The sequence below is a fragment of the Hydrogenophaga intermedia genome, assembly GCF_023715105.1.
In the GTDB taxonomy this organism is placed as follows: domain Bacteria; phylum Pseudomonadota; class Gammaproteobacteria; order Burkholderiales; family Burkholderiaceae_C; genus Hydrogenophaga; species Hydrogenophaga intermedia_A.
The window spans coordinates 89854-113880 of sequence record NZ_JAMBNO010000011.1; the positions used below are offsets into that span (position 1 = coordinate 89854).

21 protein-coding genes are annotated in these 24027 nt (G+C 68.3%); 10 read left to right on the forward strand and 11 right to left on the reverse strand.

Annotated elements, in window-relative coordinates; genetic code table 11:
- Positions 1-7 precede the first annotated feature (7 nt).
- Positions 8-508, reverse strand: a complete 501-nt coding sequence (locus M3149_RS12015) for a hypothetical protein (RefSeq protein WP_251709742.1) — start codon at positions 506-508, stop codon at positions 8-10.
- Positions 505-1026 (reverse strand): peptide deformylase, encoded by a 522-nt coding sequence (gene def / locus M3149_RS12020; RefSeq protein ID WP_251709743.1) that lies wholly within the window; start codon positions 1024-1026, stop codon positions 505-507. Before def ends, M3149_RS12015 begins: the two co-directional genes overlap by 4 nt.
- Before the next feature lie 258 nt (positions 1027-1284).
- Here def and M3149_RS12025 point away from each other — a divergent pair, with 258 nt between their 5' ends.
- Together M3149_RS12025 and dprA are read left to right on the forward strand one after the other, a co-directional pair.
- Complete coding sequence (locus M3149_RS12025) at positions 1285-2517, forward strand: LysM peptidoglycan-binding domain-containing protein (RefSeq protein ID WP_251709745.1); 1233 nt, start codon at positions 1285-1287, stop codon at positions 2515-2517.
- A gap of 4 nt (positions 2518-2521) precedes the next feature.
- Entirely contained in the window at positions 2522-3640 is a 1119-nt protein-coding gene (gene dprA / locus M3149_RS12030; RefSeq protein WP_251709747.1) for a DNA-processing protein DprA, read from the forward strand.
- Between the two features lie 11 nt (positions 3641-3651).
- On the opposite strand, the gene M3149_RS12035 is transcribed toward dprA, so the two are convergent.
- The 5 genes from M3149_RS12035 to M3149_RS12055 form a co-directional block, all read right to left on the reverse strand.
- Positions 3652-6129, reverse strand: coding sequence for a DUF1631 family protein (locus M3149_RS12035; protein WP_251709749.1), 2478 nt, complete (start codon positions 6127-6129; stop codon positions 3652-3654).
- Between the two features lie 82 nt (positions 6130-6211).
- Positions 6212-7162, reverse strand: a complete 951-nt coding sequence (secF, locus tag M3149_RS12040) for a protein translocase subunit SecF (protein WP_251709751.1) — start codon at positions 7160-7162, stop codon at positions 6212-6214.
- A 25-nt stretch (positions 7163-7187) separates the two neighbouring features.
- Positions 7188-9071 (reverse strand): protein translocase subunit SecD, encoded by a 1884-nt coding sequence (gene secD / locus M3149_RS12045; RefSeq protein WP_251709753.1) that lies wholly within the window; start codon positions 9069-9071, stop codon positions 7188-7190.
- A gap of 123 nt (positions 9072-9194) precedes the next feature.
- The gene (gene yajC, locus M3149_RS12050; protein ID WP_251709755.1) at positions 9195-9512 is read right to left on the reverse strand and encodes a preprotein translocase subunit YajC; all 318 of its coding nucleotides are present in this window, start codon (positions 9510-9512) and stop codon (positions 9195-9197) included.
- 64 nt (positions 9513-9576) lie between these two features.
- The gene (locus tag M3149_RS12055; protein WP_251709757.1) at positions 9577-13170 is read right to left on the reverse strand and encodes an indolepyruvate ferredoxin oxidoreductase family protein; all 3594 of its coding nucleotides are present in this window, start codon (positions 13168-13170) and stop codon (positions 9577-9579) included.
- A 173-nt stretch (positions 13171-13343) separates the two neighbouring features.
- Between M3149_RS12055 and M3149_RS12060 the strand changes: the two genes are divergently transcribed.
- The 7 genes from M3149_RS12060 (at position 13344) to M3149_RS12090 (ending at position 19066) form a co-directional block, all read left to right on the forward strand.
- Positions 13344-13856, forward strand: coding sequence for an Lrp/AsnC family transcriptional regulator (locus tag M3149_RS12060; RefSeq protein ID WP_251709759.1), 513 nt, complete (start codon positions 13344-13346; stop codon positions 13854-13856).
- Positions 13857-14056: 200 nt separating this feature from the next.
- Positions 14057-14611: a hypothetical protein gene (locus M3149_RS12065; protein ID WP_251709760.1), complete on the forward strand. Its 555-nt coding sequence runs from the start codon at positions 14057-14059 to the stop codon at positions 14609-14611.
- Between the two features lie 130 nt (positions 14612-14741).
- Positions 14742-15344 (forward strand): hypothetical protein, encoded by a 603-nt coding sequence (locus M3149_RS12070; protein WP_251709762.1) that lies wholly within the window; start codon positions 14742-14744, stop codon positions 15342-15344.
- Positions 15341-15796, forward strand: coding sequence for a hypothetical protein (locus M3149_RS12075; protein ID WP_251709764.1), 456 nt, complete (start codon positions 15341-15343; stop codon positions 15794-15796). Before M3149_RS12070 ends, M3149_RS12075 begins: the two co-directional genes overlap by 4 nt.
- The gene (locus tag M3149_RS12080) at positions 15786-16601 is read left to right on the forward strand and encodes a DUF916 domain-containing protein (RefSeq protein WP_251709766.1); all 816 of its coding nucleotides are present in this window, start codon (positions 15786-15788) and stop codon (positions 16599-16601) included. The genes M3149_RS12075 and M3149_RS12080 overlap by 11 nt, the downstream gene beginning before the upstream one ends.
- Positions 16598-18529, forward strand: coding sequence for an SdrD B-like domain-containing protein (locus M3149_RS12085; protein WP_251709768.1), 1932 nt, complete (start codon positions 16598-16600; stop codon positions 18527-18529). Before M3149_RS12080 ends, M3149_RS12085 begins: the two co-directional genes overlap by 4 nt.
- 75 nt (positions 18530-18604) lie before the next feature.
- Positions 18605-19066 (forward strand): hypothetical protein, encoded by a 462-nt coding sequence (locus M3149_RS12090; protein WP_251709770.1) that lies wholly within the window; start codon positions 18605-18607, stop codon positions 19064-19066.
- Between the two features lie 15 nt (positions 19067-19081).
- Here M3149_RS12090 and mltA read toward each other — a convergent pair whose 3' ends face one another.
- Entirely contained in the window at positions 19082-20314 is a 1233-nt protein-coding gene (mltA, locus tag M3149_RS12095) for a murein transglycosylase A (RefSeq protein WP_251709772.1), read from the reverse strand.
- On the opposite strand from mltA, the gene M3149_RS12100 reads away from it, so the two are divergent.
- Complete coding sequence (locus M3149_RS12100; protein WP_251709774.1) at positions 20247-20411, forward strand: hypothetical protein; 165 nt, start codon at positions 20247-20249, stop codon at positions 20409-20411. The genes mltA and M3149_RS12100 overlap by 68 nt on opposite strands.
- A gap of 76 nt (positions 20412-20487) precedes the next feature.
- Here M3149_RS12100 and M3149_RS12105 read toward each other — a convergent pair whose 3' ends face one another.
- Genes M3149_RS12105 through M3149_RS12115 form a run of 3 tightly spaced genes read right to left on the reverse strand, consistent with a single transcriptional unit; the run spans position 20488 to position 23993 of the window.
- Positions 20488-21129 (reverse strand): response regulator transcription factor, encoded by a 642-nt coding sequence (locus tag M3149_RS12105; protein WP_251709775.1) that lies wholly within the window; start codon positions 21127-21129, stop codon positions 20488-20490.
- 24 nt (positions 21130-21153) lie between these two features.
- Positions 21154-23187, reverse strand: a complete 2034-nt coding sequence (locus M3149_RS12110) for a PAS domain S-box protein (protein WP_251709777.1) — start codon at positions 23185-23187, stop codon at positions 21154-21156.
- Entirely contained in the window at positions 23184-23993 is an 810-nt protein-coding gene (locus tag M3149_RS12115; protein WP_251709779.1) for a carbon-nitrogen hydrolase family protein, read from the reverse strand. The genes M3149_RS12110 and M3149_RS12115 overlap by 4 nt, the downstream gene beginning before the upstream one ends.
- Between the last annotated feature and the right edge of the window lie 34 nt (positions 23994-24027).

The window sequence follows — 24027 nt, forward strand, 5'->3', positions numbered from 1 at the left end:
GGTCCGCTCAGTCGCGGCCGGGGAAGTCGTCCATGCGGCGCTCGTCGGTGAACACGAGTTTGCGCACCACGCCCTGCGGGTCGATGTGCACATGCGCCTGGCGCGGGTTGTTGTATTCGAGGAAGCGGTAAGTCCAGATGTCGCCGGTGAAGCTCCACACGCGCTCGACCAGCGCGGGGCGGCCCATGTGGCGCAGCACGTCATCGCGCGTCCAGCGGTCGATGGCGATGTTCTGCTGCATCCAGAAGATGTCGAGCACCTGCTCGACCTTGCGCAGGCGGCCCTGGGTATCGAGGTCGAGGTTGTAGACCTGCTGGCCGGCAGGCTGGCGCGAGTACTGCAGGCGGGTGCCGTCGGGCAGCGGGTATTCGGCGCTCGGTGCGCCCAGGCGCTGCACGATGTCGGCGCGCGGTGTGCCGGGCACCAGCCGCTCGGGCATGAGCGCGCAGCCGGACAACATCGACACCAGCACCAGGCCCGCCAGGGCGGATCGCAAAAAAGACGTCATGCTCGCTCGGCCTCGCGTTGGGCTTTCACCAGTTTGGACTTGATGCGGTTGCGCTTGAGCGGCGAGAGGTACTCGACGAAGACCTTGCCCACCAGGTGATCCATCTCGTGCTGAATGCACACCGCAAGCAGGCCCTCGGCCTCGATCGCGCGCGCCACACCTTCGCCGTCCAGCGCTCGGACCCGGATCGCGGTCGAACGTTCCACGCCGTCGTAGATGCCCGGCACCGACAGGCAGCCCTCCTCGCCCTTGCGCTTGTCATCGCTGGCCCATTCGATCACCGGGTTGATGAGCACCAGGGGCTGGTCGCGGGTCTCGCTCACGTCGATCACGATCAGGCGCTCGTGCACATCCACCTGGGTGGCGGCCAGGCCGATGCCGTTGGCCTCGTACATCGTGGCCAGCATGCGCGGGATGAGCGCGCGGATGCGATCGTCCACGGCCGCCACCGGCTTGGCCACGGTGTGCAGTCGCGGATCGGGGTAGCGCAGGATGGGCAGCGTTTCGGGGGCGTTCATGGCGTGGGCAAAAGGGCCGCCGGCCGCGCCGGAACGACAACAGGCAGCGGCACGGTGACGAGCGGAAAGTGCTGTGGCTATTTTCGCCACTTTTGCGACGGCGCGAAATCCGGCCTCCCCATAAACATTGCGCTATCAATGGCTTACGCGCAGAATCAAAGCCGACTTGTCAAGACTCGCGCGCCAGCGGCTGCGTTCGAGGCGCCGCTTTCAGGCGCCCACCAACCGGTCGCGGCGAACGCCCAGGGGCTCCCGAACATGCCATCGACCACCCGCCTGCTCACCTCCATCGCCAGCGCCGCCGCCTGCCTGTGCGCCGCCCAGGCGGCCCTGGCCCAGAGCGCGCCGATCCCGGCCGAACAACGCTACCCCGTCACCCCCGCTCAGCGCGCCACCGCCAGCCAGGTGGCCCAGGCCGGCGTGCCGCTGTCCGAACTCGCACCGAACGCGCCGGACAGCTACACCGTCAAGGGCGGCGACACCCTGTGGGACATCTCCGGCATCTTCCTGCGCAGCCAGTGGCGCTGGCCCGAGCTCTGGGGCATGAACCTGGACGACATCAAGAACCCGCACCGCATCTACCCGGGCCAGGTGCTCTACCTGATCAAGGCCGACGGCCGCGCCCGCCTGAGCACCCGCCCCGGCAGTGGCAGTGAACCCGGCACGGTGAAGATCTCGCCGCGCACGCGCTACGAATCGCTGTCGGACAACGCCATCCCACCGATTTCGCTGCGCACGATCGAATCCTTCCTCACCGAGTCGCTGGTGGTGGATCAGGCCACCCTCGACCGCGCCCCGCGCATCGTGACCGCCCAGGAAGGCCGCGTGCTGCTCAGCCGCGGCGACCGCGCCTATGCCCGGGCCCTCTCGGCCGAGACGCCCGACGCGACGCCCCTGACCGTGGTCGACGGACGCTCGACGTCCTACCGCGTGTTCCGCAACGCCACGCCGCTGCGCGATCCGTCCACCAATGAGGTGCTGGGCTACGAGGCACACTACCTCGGCAAGGCCAACGTCGTGCGCAGCGAGACACGCCGAGAGGGGCTCAACGCCAAGGGCGAGAAGATCTCCGAGATCGTGCCCGCGAGCATCGACATCACGGCCGCAAAGGAGGAAATGCGCGTCGGCGACCGCATGCTGCCCGAGCCGCCGCGCGAGTTCACCAACTTCGTCCCGCGCGCACCGCAAGGACAGCAGTCTGGCCAGATCGTCTCGGTTTACGGCAATGCCGTGAGCTTCGCAGCGCAGAACATGGTGGTGTCGATCAACCGCGGCAAGCAGCACGGCCTGGAGCCCGGCCACGTTCTCGCGCTGCTGCGCGAGAGCAATATCGTCACCGACACCACCGACAGCGCTCGGCCTGCGATCCGCCTGCCTGGCGAGCGCAATGGTCTCATGATGGTCTTCCGCACATTCGACCGCGTCTCCTACGCCATCGTGCTCGACATCAGCGACGCCGCGCGCGTCGGCGACCGCTTCGTCAACCCCTGAGCGCATGCCGCGCAACGAGCTGGCCGCCTGGCTGCGGCTGCTCCTCACACCTGGACTGGGCCGCACGGGGGCGCGGCAGTTGCTGGCCCGCTTCGGTCTGCCCGAGGCGGTGTGGGAGGCATCCGAACCCCAATGGGCGCAGTTGCTTGGGCCCGCACTTGCGGCCGCGATGGCAAAGGGCGTCGATGGCTTCGGCGCCACGCTCGAGGCCCACGAGCGCTGGCTGGCTGAGGGCGACGACCGCCATCTCATCACGCTGGCAGATCCGCGCTATCCGGCCGAGCTCCTGCAAACCGCCGACCCACCGCTGGTGTTGTTCTTGCACGGCCGGCTCGATGCCCTGGCGCACCCGCAACGTGTGGCCGTGGTTGGCAGCCGCAACCCGACGCCGCAAGGCGCAGACAACGCCCGGGCTTTCGCCCACGCACTGGCCCGCTCGGGCCTGAGCATCGTCTCAGGGCTGGCGCTGGGCGTGGACGGCGCCGCCCACGACGGTGCATTGACCGCGGGCGGCTTCACGCTGGCGGTGGTGGGCACAGGCCTGGACCGCGTCTACCCCAGCCGCCACCGCGCCCTGGCCCACCGCATCGTGGCCCAGGGCGCCATGCTCAGCGAATATGTGCTGGGCACGCCGCCCCTGGCGCAGAACTTCCCGCAGCGCAACCGCATCATCTCGGGCCTGTCGGCGGGCACCCTGGTGGTCGAGGCCGCGCTGCAATCGGGTTCGTTGATCACCGCGCGCATGGCGAGTGAACAGGGACGCGAGGTATTCGCCATCCCGGGCTCCATCCACTCAACCCAGTCGCGCGGCTGCCACGCCCTCATCCGCCAGGGGGCGAAGCTGGTCGAATCGGCGCAGGACGTGCTAGAGGAGTTGCGGCTGGTTGTCGACCCGGCGGCCATCGCCGCCGAACGGGCTCATGCCGTGCAACCCGGCGCCGCCGCGGACGACACCGATCCGGTGCTGGCGGCGATGGGACACGACCCGGTTTCGCTCGATGCGATCCAGGCACGCACGGGCCTGGGTACGGCGAGGCTGCAGGCGCGCTTGCTGGAACTGGAACTGGACGGCCGCGTGGCGCGCTTGCCGGGCGGCCTGCTGCAACGCGCTGCAGCGGGCTGAGTTCGCGGCGCTCAGGCCGCGAGCAAACGCTCCGGATTGGCGTCGAGCTTGGCGAGCGCCTCGCGCGTGGCGCGCACGGTGAGCGCCTCTTCCTCGCTCGGCACCAGCAGGCCGGCCTGCAGGTAGGCGGCCACCCGTGCCGACTGCATGAGGAAGCAGCGCCCGGCGTTGCTCACGAACAGGTAGAGCTGGCCATGCTGGCTGCGCCAGGCCAGTTGCACGCTGCCCAGCTTGCCGTTGTGGTCCAGGCCGAACCACGAACCGATCTGCAGCTCCGCCGCCCAGCCGCGCATGGCCTCGTTGGGTTGGCTACCGCCCTGATTGATGACCTCGATGTTGCTGGCGTCCACCCCGGTGATGAGCTCGATGCTCTCGGAGTTGAGGTCGAAATCGCCCACGCCGCCCTCGGGAAGGTAGTCCTCGAGGTTGGCCAGGCGCTTGGCCAGTGCGTCGAGCTGGCTTTGCTGGATGGCTTCGGTGCGCGACATGAAGGCATCGGCCAGCGTGTCGCTCACGGTCTTGATGTGCTGGTCCTGCAGCGCTTGCGGGTAGCCCAGCAGGCCCATGCCCTTGCGCAGCTGCTGCAGGATGCCGGGCAACTGCTGGATCACGCGAGCGCGGTCTTCGCGGTTGGGCTTGGCGCTGGCGGCCCACAACAGGTCGGAGGCTGCCTGCTTGAGTGCCTGCGTCTCCGGGCTCTTGAGGCCGTTCTTGACGCTGGCCACGGCCAGTACATCGACCCAGACCTTGAACAGGAAGTCGCGCACTTCGGTACGCACCGGCACGTCGTCGAGCAGCTTGCGCAGCTCGATGGTGTATTGAACCGACAGCGTCTCCTTCTGCTCGACCTGCTGCGCGACGCTGACGAAGCGGCTCGCGCTGCTTTGCTCGCTGAGGTAGGTGGAGAGAAATTTCTGGAACTCGTCGTAGACCAGCTGGAACACGCGCCGGCCGGTCTCGGGGTATTGCTCGATGACCTGCACCACGCGCTTGATCTCGGCCTCCAGCGCGGCCGAGCCGACATTGGATTCGAAGCCCATCACGCAGGAACCCATGCGGTCGATCAGGCGCCGCGCCGGGTGTTGCAGCGCACTGAAGAACTCCGGCTCGGCCAGCGCGACCCGCAGCACCGGGATCTGCAGCCGCGCGAACCACACCCGGATGCTGGGCGGGATGCGTTCTTCAGCCAGGATGGCCTGGAACATCAGGGCCACCACCTCGATGGTGGCCTTCTCGGTCGACGTGGAGGCCGCCTGCTTGAGTTCCTGCGTGCGCTCGCGCAGGGCCCGCGCGGTGCGCTCCACGGTGCCGGCATCGGCGTAGCCACCGCCCAGGCCACTGCCGCCGGCCGCCGCCAGCCCGGCACCGGTGCTCGGGTAGGCCACCGGGCGCATCATGGCCTGCTGCAAGGCGGGCGAGGGCGGAATGATTTCGGTGGCCTCGAACTCGGGGCCGACGCGATCGACCAGCATGCGGCGCAGCCGCCCGACCACCCCCTGGGCGCGCATGCGTGCGCGCGCCAGCGGCGAAGTGCCGGTAAGCATGCGGGTTTCCTCGTGCACGCCACCGCCCGACATCGGGCCGCTGCGGCCGCCGTAACCGGCACTTGCGGCGCCGCCGCCCTGTCCAGCACCGCCTTGCCCGTAGCCGCTGCCGTAGCCACTGCGCGAGCTGGCGCCACTTGCGGCGCCGCCCCCTGGACCGCCGCGACCACCCGAACCACCGGCGCTGCCTTGACCGCTGCCCTGACCCCCGTCCTGCACACGCCGGAAAGGTGCGTGTGGCGACGACGCACCGCCGTCATTGCGCACGGGCGTGGTCGATGGAACACCGGCTGCATTGGGGTTGCGCTTGACCAGCGCCTGCAGGTCGATCTTTTCCATCACGCCGTTGGCGATCAGGTGGCCATTGGCGGCCTTGTAGCCGTCAAGCAGCATGGCCGCGAGCAGGGGGGCGATGGCGTCCTGCGCCAGCGCCAGGCCCTCGCGGTCCAGGCCGGCGAGTTTCCACTGGTCCACCAGCAGGCGCGCCAGCACGTCGGGCAACAGGATGTCGCTCTTGGACATCTCGGTGCGGCGCTCCAGGTACTGGATGCGCAGGCGCAGGTCGTTGAGTTCGGTGGAGGTCTTGTCGAGCACGCGCATGGCCATGCGCGAGGCCAGGATCTGGTCGTCGATGGCGCCCTCGGCCACCAGCTCGAGCTGCCCCGAGATGCTGCCCGTTTCGGTCAGGCCCGCGCGCGCGGCGAGGTGCTTCTTGAGCGCCGTGCGGCAGTCTTCGACCCAGAGGTTGTGGCGCTTCTTGAACGCGCCCCAGGTGTCGCGGCGCAGCTGGATCTCGGCCGGGGTGCCGGTCGAATCCAGCAGGCCGGTGAGCCGCTGGTCAATGACCTTGACCAGTTCCGGCAGCGTCCGCCCGATGTGAAGCACGAAGCGCTCACGCGCTTGCTGAGCCAGGGCAAAGCCGTTTGCGGGGGCGGGAGACACCATCCGGGCAGTATGACATGAAGACCCCCCCAACCCGCCCGGTCGAAACCCGGTTTTCCCCCGCGCAAGGCGGGTGTTATGGCAACTACACCACGGCGCCGGCGTTCGGGTCGTCCGGATCGCCTTCAGTCTTGGTCGCCTTGATCAGGTCTTCGCGCTTGATGCCCAGCCACATGGCCATGGCCGCGGCGACGAAGACGGACGAGTAAATGCCGAAGCAGATACCGATGGTGAGCGCCAGGGCAAAGTAGAACAGCGTGGGCCCGCCGAACACCAGCATGGCCAGCACCATGGCCTGCGTGGAGCCGTGGGTGATGATGGTGCGGCTGATGGTGGTGGTGATGGCGTGGTCGATCACCTGTTGCGGTGTCATCTTGCGCTGGCGGCGGAAGGCCTCGCGGATGCGGTCGAAGATGATCACCGACTCGTTGACCGAGTAGCCCAGCACCGCCAGGGTGGCGGCGAGCACGGCCAACGAGAACTCCCACTGGAAGAAGGCGAAGAAGCCCAGGATGATGACGACGTCGTGCAGGTTGGCCACGATGGCCGAGACGGCGTACTTCCACTCGAAGCGCATCGAGAGGTAGATCATGATGCCCAGGATCACGAGGCCAAGTGCGATCAGCCCGTTGTGCACGAGCTCCTCTCCCACCTGCGGGCCCACGAATTCGGTACGGCTGAGCGTGACCGTGGGGTTCTGCGCCTTGAGCGCCGCAAACAGCGCCTCGGCCTGCTGACCCGAGGTCTGCCCGGCCGCCGCAGGCAGCCGCATGATCACATCGCGCGAACTGCCAAAGTTCTGCACCGGCACCTCGGCGTAGCCCTGGCCCTCGACCACGCGGCGCACGGCCTCCAGGTCGGCCGGCTGCTCGTAGGCCACCTCGACCACGGTGCCGCCGGTGAATTCCACCGACAGGTTCAGGCCGCGCGTGACCAGGAAGAACACCGCCAGGGCAAAGGTAATGAACGAGATCGCGTTGAGCACGAGCGCGTGCTTCATGAACGGGATGTCGCGGCGAATGCGGAAGAATTCCATCGTGGGCTCCGGTTCGGCGGCGGGGTCAGTCGGCCTTGGGGACGGCGGGGGCCGTCTCCGGGCGCCACACCGTGCCGATGGACAAGGTCTTGAGCTTCTTCTGGCGGCCGTACCAGAGGTTGACCAGGCCGCGCGAGAAGAACACCGCCGAGAAGATGCTGGTGAGAATGCCCAGGCAGTGCACCACGGCGAAGCCGCGCACCGGGCCGGAGCCGAACAACAGCAACGCGATGCCGGCGATCAGCGAGGTGATGTTGGAGTCGAGGATGGTGGCCCAGGCGCTGTCGTAGCCGGCGTTGATCGCCGTCTGGGGTGATGAGCCGCGGCGCAACTCCTCGCGCACCCGTTCGTTGATCAGCACGTTGGCGTCGATGGCCATGCCCAACGCCAGCGCCATGGCCGCCATGCCGGGCAGCGTGAGCGTGGCCTGCAGCATCGACAGCACGGCGATGAGCATCAGCACGTTGAAGCCCAGCGCCACGGCGGAGAACACGCCGAACATCATGTAGTAGACGCACATGAACAGCGCCACGGCGATGAAGCCCCAAGTGACACTGTTGAACCCCTTGGCGATGTTCTCGGCGCCCAGGCTGGGGCCGATGGTGCGCTCTTCGATGATCTCCATCGGCGCGGCCAGCGAGCCGGCGCGCAGCAGCAGCGCGGTGTCGTTGGCCTCCATGGTGGTCATGGCGCCGGAGATCTGCACCCGCCCGCCACCGATCTCGGTGCGGATCACGGGCGCGGTGACGACCTCGCCCTTGCCCTTCTCGAACAGGATGATGGCCATGCGCTTGCCGACGTTCTCGCGCGTGACATCGCGGAAGATGCGCGAGCCCTTGCCGTCCAGCGTGAGGTGCACGGCCGGCTCCTGCGTTTGCCCGTCGAAGCCGGCCTGCGCGTCGGTGAGGTTTTCGCCGGTCAGCAGCACCTCGCGCTTGACGATGACGGCGCGACCGCTGCGCTCGAGGTAGCGCTCGGAGCCGAAGGGCACCGGGCCGGTGCCGCGCTCGGCCGCCAGCCCCTCGGTGCTCTCATCGACCAGGCGCACTTCCAGCGTGGCGGTGCGGCCCAGGATGTCCTTGGCCTTGGCGGTGTCCTGAACGCCCGGCAACTGCACCACGATGCGGTCGGCGCCCTGCTGCTGGATCACGGGTTCGGCCACGCCGAGTTCGTTGATGCGGTTGTTCAGCGTGGTGATGTTCTGCTTGAGCGCCTGGTCCTGAACGGCGCGTGCGGCCTCGGGCCGGATGGTCGCCGTGATGCGCGTGTCGCCGCCCTCGGGCGCCTCGGCCAGCTGCAGCTCGGCGAACTGCGCCTGCACGAGGTCGAACACGGCGTTGCGCGTGGCTTCGTCGCGAACACGCAGCTCGATGGTCTGGCCGTTGCGCGCGATGCCGCCGTGGCGGATGTTCTTCTCGCGCAGGGCTGTGCGCAGGTCGGTGGCGAGCACGTCGGCGCGGCGCTCCAGCGCGGCCTGCATGTCCACCTGCAGCATGAAGTGCACGCCGCCCCGCAGGTCCAGACCCAGGTACATCGGGCGCGCACCCAGCGCAGCCAGCCAGGCAGGGGTGCGCGGCACCAGATTGAGGGCCACCACGTGGCCGGGGTCGTTCGGGTCGGGGTTAAGCGCCTTGTCGATGGCGTCGCGCGCCTTGAGCTGCGTGTCGGTGTCCTCGAAGCGAACGCGCACCGAAGCGCCCTCGAGCGACAGCGTGCTCGGCGTGATGGACGCGGCCGCAAGCGCCTGCTCGACGCGCGTCACCGTGCCGGTATCGACCCGCACCGTGGCCTTGCCCGCCGACACCTGCACCGCCGGCGCTTCGCCGAACAGGTTGGGCAGCGCATAGATCGCCCCCACCAGCAAAGCGATCACGATGATCGCGTACTTCCACAACGGGTATCGGTTCATGGCGGGTCCGGCGCGAGGGTCTTGCAAGTCGAGAACGCGACGGATCCGGCTCTGCCGGTCCGTCCGCGTTGCCCCCTTGAGGGGGAACGGGCCGGCATCAGCCGGCCCGTGCGGGGGTGGGCATTACTTCACCGTGCCTTTGGGCAGCACCTGCACGACGGCGGTGCGTTGCATCTGGACCTCCAGGCCATCGGCAAGTTCCACGCCGATGTAGGTGTCACCGATCTTCGACACCTTACCGAGGATGCCACCGGCCGAGACGATCTCGTCGCCCTTGGCCAGGGCGTCGACCATCGCGCGATGCTCCTTCTGGCGCTTGAGCTGCGGACGGATCATCACGAAGTACAGCACCACGAACATCAGCACCAGCGGCAGCAGGCCGAGCAGCGTGGACTCGGTGCCACCGGCAGCGGCTTGGGCGTAGGCGGGGGAAATCAACACGGGCAGTCTCCAGCAGAGTCAAAAAACAGCCCGGGATTGTATGCCGCGGGTGTTTCCCCGCGGCTCAGGCCGCCTGCCGCTGCGGCGCGGCCTCACCGCCGTGCCAGCGCGCCCACAGCGCCTCGCGGCGTGCCGCGGCCGCCTTGGCGTTGCGTTCCTTCACGTGGCCGAAGCCCTTGATCTGCTCCGGCACGCGGGCAATATCCAAAGCGAGGGCGTGGCGCTCGGCGTCCAGGGCGCCCAGCAAGGCGTCGACGTCGGCGCGGTACTGCTCGATCAGCGCGCGCTCCATGCGTCGCTCCTCGGTGCGGCCGAAGAGATCGAGTGCCGTCCCGCGCAAGCCCTTGAACTTCGCCAGCCAACGGAAGGCGGTGAACATGAACGGCCCGTACGGGCGCTTGATGAGTTCGCCGCGCTCGTTCTTTTTCGCCAGCATGGGCGGCGCCAGGTGCACCTTGAGGGAGAAGTCGCCCTCGAACTGCGCCGAAATCTTCTCGTGGAAGCTCGGGTCGGTGTGCAGACGGGCCACCTCGTACTCGTCCTTGTAGGCCATGAGTTTGAACAGGTTGCGCGCCACCGCCTCGGTGAGCGCCGTCTTGCCCAGCGGCGCCTCGGCCGCGCGCACGCGTTCCACGACCTCGTGGTAGCGCTGTGCGTAGCCGGCGTTCTGATAGCCGGTCAGGAAGTCCACGCGGCGCGCCACGATGTTGTCCAGGCTTTCGCGCTTCTTGAACTGGATCACCTGCGCGGCGGGCTGCCCCAGGCCGCAGGCGGCCAGCACGGCCTGCGGGTCGTGCGCGGCGCGACGACCCCATTCGAAGGCGGCCTTGTTTTGCTCCACCGCCACCGCGTTGAGTTCGATGGCGCGCATCAGCGCGGCCTGGCCCAGCGGGATCCAGCCCTTCTGCCACGCGTAACCCAGCATCAGCGGGTTGGTGTAGAGACTGTCGCCCAGCAGTCGTGTGGCCACGGTTTCGGCGTCGATCACGCCGATCGCGCCGGCGCCCAGGTGGTTGACCAGCGTGTCCACGCAGGCCTGCGCGGGGTTGAGCCAGTCGGGGTTGTGCACGAAGGCGGCCGTGGGCGTGGCGCTGCTGTTGAGCGCCACGTGGGTGCGACCGTCGCGCAGCCGTTGCCAGGTTTCCTTGTTGGCAGCGACGATCGGGTCGCAGCCGATCACGAGGTCGGCCGAGGCGGCCGAGACGCGCGTGGTGCGGATGTCGTCCTGCGTGGCGCCGATGAGCACGTGGCTCCAGGTGGCACCACCCTTTTGCGCCAGGCCCGCCGCGTCCTGCGTGACGATGCCCTTGCCCTCCAGGTGCGCGGCCACGCCGAGCAGCTGGCCGATGGTGATGACGCCGGTACCGCCGACGCCCGCGACGATGATGCCCCACGCGTCACCGCCGAGTGCGGGCAGCGTGGGGTGCGGCAGCGCGCCACCCGTCCACTCGGCCTTGGCCGCGCCTTTCTTCTTGCGCAACTGGCCGCCTTCGACGGTGACGAAGCTCGGGCAGAAACCTTTCACGCAGGAGAAATCCTTGTTGCAGGTGCTCTGGTTGATCTGCCGCTTGCGACCGAATTCGGTCTCCAGCGGCTCGACCGACAGGCAGTTCGATTGCTCGCCACAATCGCCGCAGCCCTCGCACACCAGCTCGTTGATGACCACGCGCTGGTTCGGCTCGGCCAGGGTGCCGCGCTTGCGGCGGCGGCGCTTCTCGGTGGCGCAGGTCTGGTCATAGATGATCACTGTGGTGCCGGCGATCTCGCGGAATTCGCGCTGCACCGCGTCCAGCGTGTCGCGGTGCTGGATGGCAATGCCCTCGGGAATGCCGCTGACGCCTGCGTATTTCTCGGGCTCGTCGGTCACGATGGTGATCTTCTTCACCCCCTCGGCGCGCATGCTCTGCGCGATCTGCACCACGCTGTGGCCCTCGGGGCGCTCGCCCACCTGCTGACCACCCGTCATGGCCACGGCGTCGTTGTAGAGGATCTTGTAGGTGATGTTCACGCCCGCGGCGATGCTTTGGCGCACGGCCAGGATGCCGCTGTGGAAGTAAGTGCCGTCGCCCAGGTTGGCGAACATGTGCTGGTCGGTGCTGAAAGGCTGCTGGCCCATCCAGGGCACGCCCTCACCACCCATTTGCGTGAAGCCGACGGTGGCGCGGTCCATCCAGATGCTCATGAAGTGGCAGCCGATGCCGGCCATGGCACGCGAACCCTCGGGCACCTTGGTGCTGGTGTTGTGCGGGCAGCCGGAGCAGAACCAGGGCTGGCGCTCCGCACCCGGTACGCCCTGCGTCAGCAGCGTCTGCAGCGAGCGCTCCTGCGCGTCCAAGATGGCCAGTTGCGCGTCGATGCGCGCCATCACGTCCTCGGGGATGTTGCCGAGCTTCTTGAGACGTTTGGCAATGGCGCGCGCAATCAGCGCCGGGTTGAGGTCGGCCTTGGCGCGCAGCAGCGTGTTGGCGCTCGGATTGGGGCGCGACCATTCGCCGCCGCTGTAATCGCCCTCTTCTTCCTCGAACTTGCCGAGCACGTTGGGACGCACGTCGGGGCGCCAGTTGTAGAGCTCCTCCTTGAGCTGGTACTCGATGACCTGGCGCTTCTCTTCCACCACCAGGATTTCGCGCAGGCCGGTGGCGAACTCGCGTGTGATCTGCGCCTCCAGCGGCCACACCACCGCCACCTTGTGCAGGCGCAGGCCGATGCGGCGGCAGGTGGCGTCATCCAGGCCGAGGTCGATCAGCGCCTGACGCGTGTCGTTGTAGGCCTTGCCGCTGGCAATCACGCCGAAGCGGTCGTTCGGGCCGGCGATCACGTTGTGGTTGAGCTTGTTGGCGCGCACATAGGCCAGCGCCGCGTACCACTTGTGGTCGAACAGGCGCGCCTCCTGCTCCAGCGCGTGGTCGGGCCAGCGGATGTGCAGGCCGCCGGGCGGCATCTCGAATTCGGGGATCACGATGTCCACGCGCTCGGGATCGATCAGCGCGGTGGCGCTCGATTCGACGATTTCCTGAATCGTCTTCATGCCGGCCCACACGCCGCTGAAGCGGCTCATGGCGAAGGCGTGCAGACCGAGGTCGAGGATTTCCTGCACGCTGGCCGGGAAGAACACCGGCAGGCCGCAGGCCTTGAAGATGTGGTCGCTCTGGTGCGCGGCGGTGGAGCTCTTGGCCACGTGGTCGTCACCGGCCACCGCGATCACGCCGCCCCAGGGGCTGGTGCCGGCCATGTTGGCGTGCTTGAAGACATCGGAGCAACGGTCCACACCCGGGCCCTTGCCGTACCAGATGCCGAACACGCCGTCGAAGCGGTTGGTGCCGGGCGGTGCAAAACCCAGTTGCTGCGTGCCCCAGATGGCCGTGGCCGCGAGCTCCTCGTTCACGCCCGGCTGGAACACGATGTTCTGCTGCTTGAGGTAGGGCGCGGCTTTTTGCAGCGACTGGTCGTACCCGCCCAGGGGTGAACCGCGGTAGCCGCTCACGAACCCGGCGGTGTTCTTGCCCTGCAGCGCATCGCGCTGGCGTTGCAGCATGGGCAGCTTCACCAGGGCTTGCACGCCGCTCATGAAGGCACGCCCGTGTTCCAGCGCATATTTGTCGTCCAGGGTGACGGTTTCGAGGGCTTGTCGGATGTGCTCGGGCAGCGGCGCGTTCATGTTGTGTGTCTCCTGTGGGGGGGTGGAGCGCCTTGTGGGCACCCATCGGCCGACCGGGTAGGGATAGCTCTCCAGTCTGCCGCGCAGTGTATGTCCGACTCGACGACAGGTGTTTGCGTTTCATGCCCGGTTTACCGATCATCGAGAAATCTTCTTTCTCGAACGGGGTATTCATGGAAACGCTCGACAGATTCGACCTCGCCATCCTGCAAGAGCTGCAAAGCGACGGCCGACTGACCAACGCCGAGCTCGCCCAGCGCGTCGGCCTGTCGGCCGCGCCCTGCTGGCGGCGCGTGCGCGCCCTGGAGGAAGGGGGCTACATCAAGGGCTACCGTGCCGTGCTCGACCGCGACAAGCTCGGCCTGGGCGTGCTGGCCTTCGTGCGCCTGGACGCTGACCGCAACAGCGGCGACGTGACGCGCCAGATGGAGCAGGCCATCCGCGCCATTCCCGAGGTGGTGTCGTGCCACTACATCAGCGGCTCGGGCACCTTCGAGCTGCAGGTGGTCAGCCGCGACCTGCACCACTTCAGCACCTTCGCTCGCGAGGTGCTGCTCAACCTGCCCAACGTGAAGGACCTGCACACCAGTTTCTCGCTGGGCGAGGTCAAGGCCGACGCAGCACTGCCTTTGACTCACTGGCTGGCAGACAAAGGTATGCACACGGCAGACAGACGGAAAACTTGAGCGCGGCGCCCCTCCATTGGTGCATTCATTTCGACCGCTAAGTCACAAATACGCGTCAAGTGCTTGAAAAATGTGACTTTTTCAACTCTCATGACTTGTCACAAATGGTGCATCTACCTACCATCGCACCACTTGCTGCACAGATGTAGTAAGTCCGAAAGTACTCATCTGCATCCCGACCGCCAACCGAAGGAATCGTCGTGAACAAGTCTCTGCTCCTGAAATCCACCCTGGCGCTGGCCCTGACGGCGCCGCTGCTGGCCCAGGCCGAATCGAACGTTGCCACCAACGCTGCAGCCAACGCGGGTGGCGCAGGCGCCTCGGCCCGCTTGAACGTCAGCATCACCATCCCGCGCTTCATTTCGTTGCAGGTGGGCACCACCGGCACCAACAACGTCGACACCGTGTCCTTCGTGCTCAACGAGACCCAGGCCACCACCGGCGGCGCCGTGAACGCCACCTCGGGCAGCCCCGTCACCGTGGCGCTGCGCTCCAACGTCGGCAGCGTCGACCTGGAGGCCTCCGGTGGCAACCTGAGCGACGGCACGAACAACATCCCGTTGACCGACCTGTCGGTCACCACCACCGGCGATCTGGCCCACCCGGCATTCGGCGGCTCCCTGCCCGTGGCGCCCAACGTCGGCACCGCCGTGATCAACCGCAGCGGCACCTGGGCCTACACCTACAACCACAACACGTCGCGCGCCGCTGGCACCTATACCGCCACCGTGACTTACACCGCCTCGGCACCCTGAAGCGCCCCTTTGCGGGCCGCCACTGCAGAGTCTCTGCGGGGCGGCCTTCCACGCAGCGGCAGTTCGCCCCATGGCAACGCCGCTCTTGCTGTTTTCAGTCGCCCCGTTCCACTGATTCCGGCCTGCCCCGATGTCCGCCGCACACGCACACCGCCAACTGCTGACGACAGCCACCCTGACGCTGGCACTGCTGCCCGCCGCGGCATCGGCCTGGGTGCTGGACATCGACAGCGGCCCGCGCCGCCTGTTTCTGCAAGTGGGCATGGACAGCGCCACGGTCAATACCGTGAGCCTGACGGTGCCCGTCAACAGCGTGGGCAACGGCACGGCACTTCGCTTGAACAGCAACAGCACCCAGGCCAGCAGTCCCTACGACGGCTACACCGTGTGCCAGCCGTCTCAGCACCAGGTGTATGTGGGCGCTTCATGGCGCACACCCAACAACAATTTCGACAACGCGCAGTTGCGGCTCGAGGCACCGGCAGCACTCCTTGGCGGCCTCAACGGCGACACCATTCCCATTGGTGAACTCTCCTGGACGAGCACCGCGCTGGGCAATTCCAACGCCGACATCCCCAACGTAGCTTCCATCGGTGCGGGTCTGCAGACATTGCGCACGGTGACACGCAACACCTGGGTCGAGAACTGCCTCACGTTCTTCTATGCCAACACCGCCGTCCGCGGCGCCGGCACCTACACCGGCACCCTGCGGTTCTCGCTGGTGGTGCCATGACGCGCTTCGGCCTGTTCTCGTTGTTGCTGGCCTTGTGCATGCCGGCTGCGGCCGAGGTTGTGCTTCTTGACGACAGCGCGAGCCAGGTGGTGAGCAGTCAGCGCCAGATGCAATGGCGCTCGCCCCTGCCTGGCCGCGGTAGCGACCACGACGTGGTGATGACCGTGGTGGTGGACCTGCGCCTGAACACCGCCGCCTGGGTGGGACGCCCGGCGCGCATCCACATGCGCCTGGCGCGCGACAGTGGGCCCGATGTGCGCGCGGTGTGGCGCACGCAACGCGGGCGCATGCTCGACGGCGAGGTCGTCTCGGGCGATCGCAGCCTGATTTTTGCCGGCACCATCACGCAACCACTCATGGAAGAGCGCCTCACCATTGACCTGCGCACGGATGGTCGCTGGATGACCGATCGGCGCCGCCTGCAATTCACCTACGAACTCGATGAGCAGTGAGTCCTGTCGTGCAGCGCGCTGGCTCGCCCGCGCGCTTGCCCTGTGCCTCGTGACCGCGCCCGCCTTGGCCATCGCCCAGGGCTTTGCTGCCTATGTGTCGCCCCCACGCGTGCTCATGCAGATGCAGCCCGGCCAGACCCAGCGCCAGGTGATCGAGATCCAGCATGCCGGCAACCAGCCCGGGCGTTACCGCTTCTACACGGTGGACTGGAGCCTCAGCGCCAACGGCACCGTGGAGTTCTCGCAGGAACTGGTGCCGCAAAGCTGCCGACCCTGGGTGGCCATCGAACGCCGTGAGCTCACCCTGGGCCCGGGCGATCGCTACCGCTACCGCTTCGAGGTGCAGGCCCCCGCCGATGCGCCGGTGCGCGAATGCCGCTTCGCCATCATGATGGAAGGCCTCGATCCCGCAGCCGTCTCCGGCGGGCTGAACATGCCGGTGTCGGGCCGCATCGGCGTGATCGTCTATGCGAACGTTGGTGGTGCCAAGCCACAGCTTGCGCTGGTGGAACACCGCACCGAATCCGACGGCAGCAGGAAAGTGCCCGCGTTGATCGTTCGCAACCAGGGCCAGGCGCATGGCCGTCTGGAGGGCTTTCTTGACGGGCGCGATGCCGATGATCGACGCTACGAACTCGCCCCGCGGGACCTACCCGTGCTGCCCGGCGAAGTCCGCAACATCGAACTCATCGTGCTCGATCAGGAGCGACCCGATGCTGTGAAACCGCGCTTCCCGTTGCGCGTGCAAGGACGCCTTGAGTGGGGTGACCAGCGTCTGCCGATCGACCTGACCTTTGCGCCATGAACCTGTGCGGCACCCGCTGGCCGCAGGCTTTGCTGGCATCAGTCAGTCTGCTGGTCGGTCCCGCGGCTGCCCAGGCGCCCGAGCCCGCCCCGTATGTGGACCGCGTGATCGAAGGCATCACCCAGGAAGAATCTGTACCACAGGCGGCCTACGACGACAGCGGCTGGCCCCGCTACCTGCGCTGGGACTTGCGCGCCGCGTCGCGCAACCTGCAGGGCGATGTGCAGACCCGCTGGGGCACCGCGCTCTACGGCCAGATCGAAACCCCCAACCACGGCAGCATGTCCCTCGACGCCAACGGTGACCTGCACGGCGGCGGTGGCACGTTCACCTTGCGTCAACGAGGCATGCCGATCGAAGGGGGCTGGCTGGCCAACCACGAGTTGGGGCTGATCACCGCGCCGTCTCCGGGGCTGTTCCGACGCCCCTCGCGCGTCTTCGTGCCCTCGCCCATCCTGCGCGGCTTGAGTGCCGACTGGGGCCAACCCCAGGGCGGTTGGGCGTTTCAGGCCACCGTGGGCGACCCGGGACAGCTCAGCATCTATCCCGACACGCGCTTCGAGCGCTTGCCCGGCACCCGCACGCGCCTGGGCGGTGAGTGGTCGGCCGCACCGGGGGGTGAACAGGGACTTGTGGTGGCCATGCAGCACGAGCGCGCGCGCGGCATCACCCCGGGTGCCATAAGCGGCAGCGTGAGTCGCCTCGACGCCGATGCCACGCTGCTCGGCCTGCGCCAGGCCGGCAACGGATGGCACGCTCAAGGCCAGTGGATGCAAAGCCGAGCGCAGGGCACCACCCGCAACGGCTTTTGGGTGGACACCGAATGGGACGACCAGCCCGTGCGTTGGGGCGCTGGCGTGTACCGCCTGGACACCGACCTGCGCTGGACCGAACTGCCGATGGCAAGCGACCTCGAAGGTGGCTACCTGCGCGGGCTGTGGCGCCAGCGGCAATGGACGCTCGACGGGTCGCTTGATCTCTTGCGCTCCTTGCGCCCTGGCCGCAACTGGGGGCACTACGCCACGCTCAATGGCCGCTGGCGCCTCTCGCGCGACAGCAGCCTGGGCAGCGGCCTCGCCTGGCGCGAATTCAGTGGGCGGGCAGGCTCCGCATACGTCGATTGGCGATTCGTCAATGGCCAGGGGCAGGCCGGCCTGCGGCTGGAGCACAGCTTCGGCCTGGGACGTCCCGACAACACCGAACTCAGCTACGACCAGGACTGGCGCATGCCGCTCGGCTGGTCGCTGTCCACGTCCCTGGGGGCGGTGGTCGAAAGCGCCGACCCCTCGAACGGCCTGCCAGGCGACACGCTGCTCAAGGCCGCTGTGAGCCTGAACGGGCGCCTCGGCAATCGCGGCAACCTCTTCGGCAGCCTGGCCAGCGAACGCGGCAGCGACGGGCGCAACTCGCACAACCTGTCCTTCACCGCCCAATGGCGTCTGACCCAGCGCTGGAGCCTGGAGGGCACATTCACCCGTGTGCTGGGTCGCCCGCGCCTGGCCACGTCGCTCGACCCGCTGGTGGTCAACGCGCTGCTTGCCAGCACCGCCGACCGCAGCTATCTGGTGCTGTTGCGCTATCAGTTCGAGGCCGGCAGTCGCGACGTGCCGCTGGGTGGCGGGGCGGGTGCGGGCAGCGGTCGCGTGGAGGGCATCGTGTTCTTCGACGCCAACCGCAACGGTGTGCAGGAAGCCAGCGAGCAGGGCGTGCCAGGCGTCACCATCTACCTGGACAACCGATACGCCGTGCGTACCGACAACCAGGGGCGCTTCGATTTTCCATCGGTAGCCACCGGTGCGCGCAGCGTGACCTTGCGCAACGAAACGCTGCCGTTGCCCTGGAACGTGGTCGATGACGGCCAGGCCCGCATCGATGTGCGCCTGCGCGAGACGATACGGGTGCAATTGCCAGTGCAACGGCCCGAGTGAGCAGGCGCGGAATCAACCCGAACGGCATCATGGTTTTTGGCTTCAAGTCGGTCGGGCGAATGCCGATAAAGGGGCATGAACCCGCTGGCTCACCGCCTGCTGCCGCTTGTCCTCGCCCTGTGCCTGCCGGTCATGGCGCTGGCGGAGTCACGCAACGCGAGCGGACCGCAACCCTCGGCCAACGCGTCGATCCGGCTGCGCGTGGAAATCCCCGCGCTGCTGCAGCTGCGTGACAACCGCCACCCGGCGGCGGTACCGCTCAGCGGCACTGCCGTGCAACAGCAACTGGACGTTCAGACCACCTTGCGCCACGGCTTCTGCGCGACGCTGCGCCTGACCATGAGCGGGGTGCGCGACTGGACCGTGCAATCCGTCGGCTCTCCAGCGCGGGTGCAGCGCACGTCCGACGGATATCGCGTGTGCGCCGAGCGGCAGGGTCGTCACCAGGTCGCGCTGGAACACCGTTTCGATTTCGGTCCGTCACAGGCCACGGGCAGCGTGGGCTGGCCGGTGCAGATCGAACTCAGCGCGCTCTGAACGCGCCACCCCAGTTCATTTCGGCCACAAGACCCACATCTGCAGCGGCTGCTTGAGCATGGCCGCCAGGCGGTAGGGCTCGTCGTTCCAGCCCCCCCAGCCGGTGAACAGGTCGGCGCGCACCGCGCCCACGATGGCACCCCCCGTGTCTTGCGCCAGCACCAGCCGCTGCGTGTTCAGCGCCGCGCCCTGCGTGGCCAGCCACACCGGGGTGCCGTAGGGAATGCTCAGCGGGTCGACCGCGATCGAGCGTCCTGGCGTGAGCGGCACACCTTGCGCGCCGCGCGGGCCGAAACGGGCATCGAATTCGCTCAGCGCCTCCTCGCGGAAAAACACGGTGCGCGGATTGGCCCACAGCATTTCGTTGAGGCGCTGCGGGTTCTGCCGGGCCCAGGCGCGGATGCCGTCCCACGAGCCTTCGCGGATCGCGCCCTGGTCAAGCAACCAGCGGCCCACGCTCTGGTACGGATGGCCGTTGTGGCCGGCAAACGCCAGCCGCACCGCGCTCACCCGCCCATCGGGTTCGGTGATGTTCACGCGCCCCGAGCCCTGGATCTGCAACACGAGCGCGTCGATCGGGTCGGCCAGCCAGGCGATGGCGCGTCCGCGCAAGGCCGCCTGCGCCTCGGGCAGGGAGTCGATCTGTTGACGCGAGTACCAGCGCTGGCCGCTGCTGGCCGCGGGCAGGCCCGCCGGCGGCGCGAACAGCGGCACGCGCTGGGTGGCCGTGGGCTGGCGCGAGGCCTCCAGGATCGGCTCGTAATAACCGGTGAGCAAACCCTCGGGCGCGCGGCCATCGGCCTCGGTCACGCGGTAGGGCTGCAGGCGCCGCTCCATCCAGGCCTGCTGCTCGGCGGCGCTGGCGATGGCCAGCGGGCGTGCCTCGGCGCACACGACCTCGAAGCCTGCGGCAGGCTTCTCGCAGCCGCGCAGCAGCGCGTTCCAGGCCTCGTGCAGCGCGTCCTGGCCCCACCCGGGCAGATCGCGCCAATCCACCGCCACCCAACGGCTGCGCGCGCGCTGCTGCACCGCCGGGGCAGGGGCGCCGTCGTGCACCCCCGGTGCGGGCTGGGGCGGGGATGGGGGCATCACCACCGGGGCGCCGGCACAGGCCAGCAGGCTGCCTACAATCGCCGCGGCCACGAGCCACCGCACGCTGCGGCCCACCGACTGTTGTCCCATGACCCTGTTGCTGCTCGAAGCGCTTGGCGCGCTGTTGCTCCTGATCTTCATCGTGTGGTGGACCATGTTCTCCGGACGCAAGAAAGGGGAACTGCCGGACGAGGTGGAGCGCGAAAAGCGCGAAAAAGCCGGCAGCGGCGACGACGAGCCACCGGCGCGCTGAGCCCACGCGGCGATCGGCGCAGGGCACTGCGAGCAGCGAACGCTGGAGCCGTGAGCCTCGGCAAGCACCCGCTGCCTCATGCGCCGCGCAGCAAGTTGGCCAGCTCGACCGCGGACTTCACACCCATCTTGTCGAACACGCGCGAGCGGTGCACTTCCACCGTGCGCACACTGATCTGCAACTGATCGGCGACGAGCTTGTTGGGCAGGCCGGCCACCACCAGGTTCATCACGTCGCGCTCGCGCTCGGTGAGGCTGTCCAGGCGCTGCTGCAGGCCGCGCGCAGTGGCGCGCTGCGCAAGCTCGGCGGCCGAGCGACGCAAGGCGTGTTCGACGCGATCGACCAGGGCGTTGTCGGAGAACGGCTTCTCGCAGAAGTCGAACGCGCCGCGCTTGACCGCGTCGACCGCGGTGGCCACATCGGCGTGGCCCGAGAGAAAGATGATCGGCATCGCCGCCTGCCAGGGCAGTTCGCGCAGCTGCTCGAACAGCGCCAGCCCGCTCATGCCGGACATGCGCACGTCCAGCAGCACGCAGCAGGGCGCGTCCGGTTCGCGCCGCGCCACCGCAGCTTCGGCCAGAAAGGCCTCGGCGCTGTCGTAGCCGTCGCTCACCAACCGGCGGGTACGCAGCAACCAGCCCAGGGCCTCGCGCACGCCCGCGTCGTCGTCGACGAGGTAGATCTTGGCGTCGGGGAACTCGGTCACTGGCGCGCTCATGGAGGCAATGATAGGCAGACCGGATCAGGCCGAGGCCGCGGTGGCAGCCGCTTGCGCGGCCCCGCCCTGTCCGGGCGCGACCGGCAGCGTGAAGGAAAAGCGCATGCCGCGCGGTGGTGACGGCTCGCCGGTGAGCACGCCGCCGTGCTGTTCGACCACCGTGCGACACAGGCTCAGGCCCAGGCCCATGCCCTCGGCCTTGGTGGTGAAGAAAGGCGTGAACAGGCGCTCGGCTGCCTCGGCCGACAGGCCCTGGCCGTGATCGATGACGTCAAAGCGCACCCAGCGCGGCGGCGCCCCGTCGCGCTCGGGCACCGGCGCGATGGCGATGCGCAGCAGGCGCAGGCCACTGGCGGTGGACGGATCGCCCATCGGCATGGCCTGCATGCCGTTGCGCGCTAGGTTGAGCAACACCTGCTCGACCATGGTTCGGTCGCAGTGCACGGCGGGCGTGCCGGGGGCGATGTCGATTGCCACCCGGATGCTCTGCTTCTTGGCCTGCAAGGTCAGCAGCGTGTTGATGCCGTCGATCAGGCGTTGCGGCGCGACCGCCTCACGCACCTGATCGCGCCGGCGCACGAAGTCGGCCACGCTGCGGATCACGCGGCCCGCGCGCTCGGCCTGCTCGGCAATGCGCCGGATCGCGCCGGCGATGTCGGGGTCGGCAGCGGTGCGGGCGTCGTGCTGCAGCAGGTTGAGCGTGCCGCTGGCGTAGCTCGCAATCGCCGCCAGCGGCTGGTTGAGTTCGTGGCTGATGAGCGAGGCCATCTCGCCCACGGTGGCCAGGCGCGCGGTGGCCTGCAGCTTGTCCTGCGAGGCGCGGTTGAGCTCTTCCACCCGGCGCTGCTCGGTGAGGTCGATGATGGCGCTCATGTAGCCGGTTTGCACCCCGCGCGCATCGATCAGCGGGGCCTCGATGATGAGCACCGGAAAGCGTGTGCCGTCGCTGCGCTGGAACACCGATTCGTAGCCCTCGCGCGGCAGCGTCTGGCCGGCCAGGCGCACAGCCTGGCGCTGCTGGTATTCGTCGACCAGTTCGGGCGGCCACCAGGGCGCGGGCAGGCCGGTGCCGATGAGCTGTTCGGCAGACAGGCCCACCATCTGGCAGAAGGCGGGGTTCACATAGGTGATGCGCCCCGTCATGTCGCGCGCACGCAGGCCGGTGACGAGCGAATCCTCCATCGCCTTGCGAAACGCCAGCGCCTCGGCCGCGCGCTCCTCGGCGTGCTGGCGCCGGCGCATGTCGCGCGCGAGCAGGTACAGCACCGCCAGCAATGCCAGCGACAGTGCGCCCACCACCGCGGTGAGCACGTTGGGGAACAGGCCCAGCGCGCGGCGCGTGCTCTCCAGCTGGAGCAGCAAGGTGTGGCCCGGCAAGTCGATCAGCGTCTGTGCACGCAGGGTGCGGCGCGTGCTGGCGAGCAGGCTGTGTACCGCCAGCCGCGTGCCGTCCACATCGGCAAAGCTCAGGCCGCGTCCGCGCACCTGGGCCAGATCGGCCAGCTCGGCGAGCAACCCGCGCAGACTGTAGGTGGCGACGAGAAATCCCCGTGCCACGCCGGCCTCGCTGAGCGGCAGGCACAGCTCCATGAGCTCCATGCCGCGCCCATCGCGCAGCGGCCAGAAGTAGCTCGACGAGTAGGCCGGGCCGGAGAGGCGGCGCGCCGCATCGCAGGCCTGGCGCACCTCGGGCAGGGCCTGCTCGCGCCCGAGCACGCCGAACACATCACCGGTGTAGGGCGACTGGCGCTGGGCCAACGGGCGCAGCGCGGTGTCGCGCCACTCCAGCCGCACGATCTCGCGCTGCGCCGCCAGCGTCTCGGCCGCGGGCACCTCCCAGCTCTGTGGAGTGGGCGAGAAGGCGTGCAACGACTGCAGGGTCTGCACGTTGCGCAGCAGGTTGCTGCGGATGTCGCTGGCCACGTCGAGCGTGTCCTGCTCGAGCGCGGCCTGATCGCGCCCGACTTCGTACTCCGCCGCCAGGAAGACCAGCACCGTGAGCAGCGCCGCCACCAGCAGCAGCAGCGCCCCCCACAGTGGCCACCTGGGCGATTTCACGTCAACACACGGTGCTGCAAGGAGGGCAGTTGCTCGCGCACCTGGCGCAGCCGCGCCATGTCGATGTCGGCCAGCACCACGCCCGGGCCTTCGGCCTGCAAGGCCATGACATGGCCCCACGGGTCGATCACCATGCTGTGGCCCCAGGTGCGCCGGCCGTTCTCGTGCAGGCCCCCCTGCGCACTGGCGATCACGTAGGCCTGGTTCTCGATGGCGCGCGCACGCAGCAGCACCTCCCAGTGCGCCGATCCGGTGGTGTGGGTGAAGGCCGCGGGCACCAGCAGTACTTCGGCGCCCAGCATGCGATAGAGCTCGGCAAATCGCAGGTCGTAGCACACGCTTTGGCCGATGCGCCAGACCTGGCCGTCGCGGTCGCGCAGCTCGAAGCTGGTGGGCGTGTCGCCGGCGCGCAGCACCGCGGCTTCGTCGTAGCGCTCGCGACCGTTGTCGTAGCGGAACAGGTGGATCTTGTCGTAGCGGCTGATGGGATGGCCCTTGGCGTCGAAGGCCAGCGAGGCGTTGGCGGCGTGCGTCGGATCGTCGGTGGCCATGGGCAGCGTGCCGCCCACGATGGTGAGCTTGAGATCGCGCGCGGCGTCGCTGAGGAAATCCTGCACGCGGCCCAGTCCCGGCGTTTCGGCGATCACGAGCTTGTCCTCGTCGCGCGCGCCCATGAAGCAGAAGTACTCGGGCAGCACCGCGAGTTCGGCACCGGCGGCGGCGGCCTGGCGCAGCAGGCGCAGGGCTTCGCTGAGGTTGGCGTCCAGGCTGATGCCCGAGACCATCTGAAGGGCGGCGACTTTCATGCGGCTTCCTGTGACAGCGGTGAGGGGGAGCGGT

Coding starts and splice junctions, on each gene's coding strand:
- M3149_RS12015 (WP_251709742.1), bottom strand. CDS start 508: ATGACGTCTTTTTTGCGATCCGCCCTGGCGGGCCTGGTGCTGGTGTCG.
- def (WP_251709743.1), bottom strand. CDS start 1,026: ATGAACGCCCCCGAAACGCTGCCCATCCTGCGCTACCCCGATCCGCGA.
- M3149_RS12025 (WP_251709745.1), top strand. CDS start 1,285: ATGCCATCGACCACCCGCCTGCTCACCTCCATCGCCAGCGCCGCCGCC.
- dprA (WP_251709747.1), top strand. CDS start 2,522: ATGCCGCGCAACGAGCTGGCCGCCTGGCTGCGGCTGCTCCTCACACCT.
- M3149_RS12035 (WP_251709749.1), bottom strand. CDS start 6,129: ATGGTGTCTCCCGCCCCCGCAAACGGCTTTGCCCTGGCTCAGCAAGCG.
- secF (WP_251709751.1), bottom strand. CDS start 7,162: ATGGAATTCTTCCGCATTCGCCGCGACATCCCGTTCATGAAGCACGCG.
- secD (WP_251709753.1), bottom strand. CDS start 9,071: ATGAACCGATACCCGTTGTGGAAGTACGCGATCATCGTGATCGCTTTG.
- M3149_RS12055 (WP_251709757.1), bottom strand. CDS start 13,170: ATGAACGCGCCGCTGCCCGAGCACATCCGACAAGCCCTCGAAACCGTC.
- M3149_RS12060 (WP_251709759.1), top strand. CDS start 13,344: ATGGAAACGCTCGACAGATTCGACCTCGCCATCCTGCAAGAGCTGCAA.
- M3149_RS12070 (WP_251709762.1), top strand. CDS start 14,742: ATGTCCGCCGCACACGCACACCGCCAACTGCTGACGACAGCCACCCTG.
- M3149_RS12075 (WP_251709764.1), top strand. CDS start 15,341: ATGACGCGCTTCGGCCTGTTCTCGTTGTTGCTGGCCTTGTGCATGCCG.
- M3149_RS12080 (WP_251709766.1), top strand. CDS start 15,786: ATGAGCAGTGAGTCCTGTCGTGCAGCGCGCTGGCTCGCCCGCGCGCTT.
- M3149_RS12085 (WP_251709768.1), top strand. CDS start 16,598: ATGAACCTGTGCGGCACCCGCTGGCCGCAGGCTTTGCTGGCATCAGTC.
- M3149_RS12090 (WP_251709770.1), top strand. CDS start 18,605: ATGAACCCGCTGGCTCACCGCCTGCTGCCGCTTGTCCTCGCCCTGTGC.
- M3149_RS12100 (WP_251709774.1), top strand. CDS start 20,247: ATGACCCTGTTGCTGCTCGAAGCGCTTGGCGCGCTGTTGCTCCTGATC.
- mltA (WP_251709772.1), bottom strand. CDS start 20,314: ATGGTCCACCACACGATGAAGATCAGGAGCAACAGCGCGCCAAGCGCT.
- M3149_RS12105 (WP_251709775.1), bottom strand. CDS start 21,129: ATGAGCGCGCCAGTGACCGAGTTCCCCGACGCCAAGATCTACCTCGTC.
- M3149_RS12115 (WP_251709779.1), bottom strand. CDS start 23,993: ATGAAAGTCGCCGCCCTTCAGATGGTCTCGGGCATCAGCCTGGACGCC.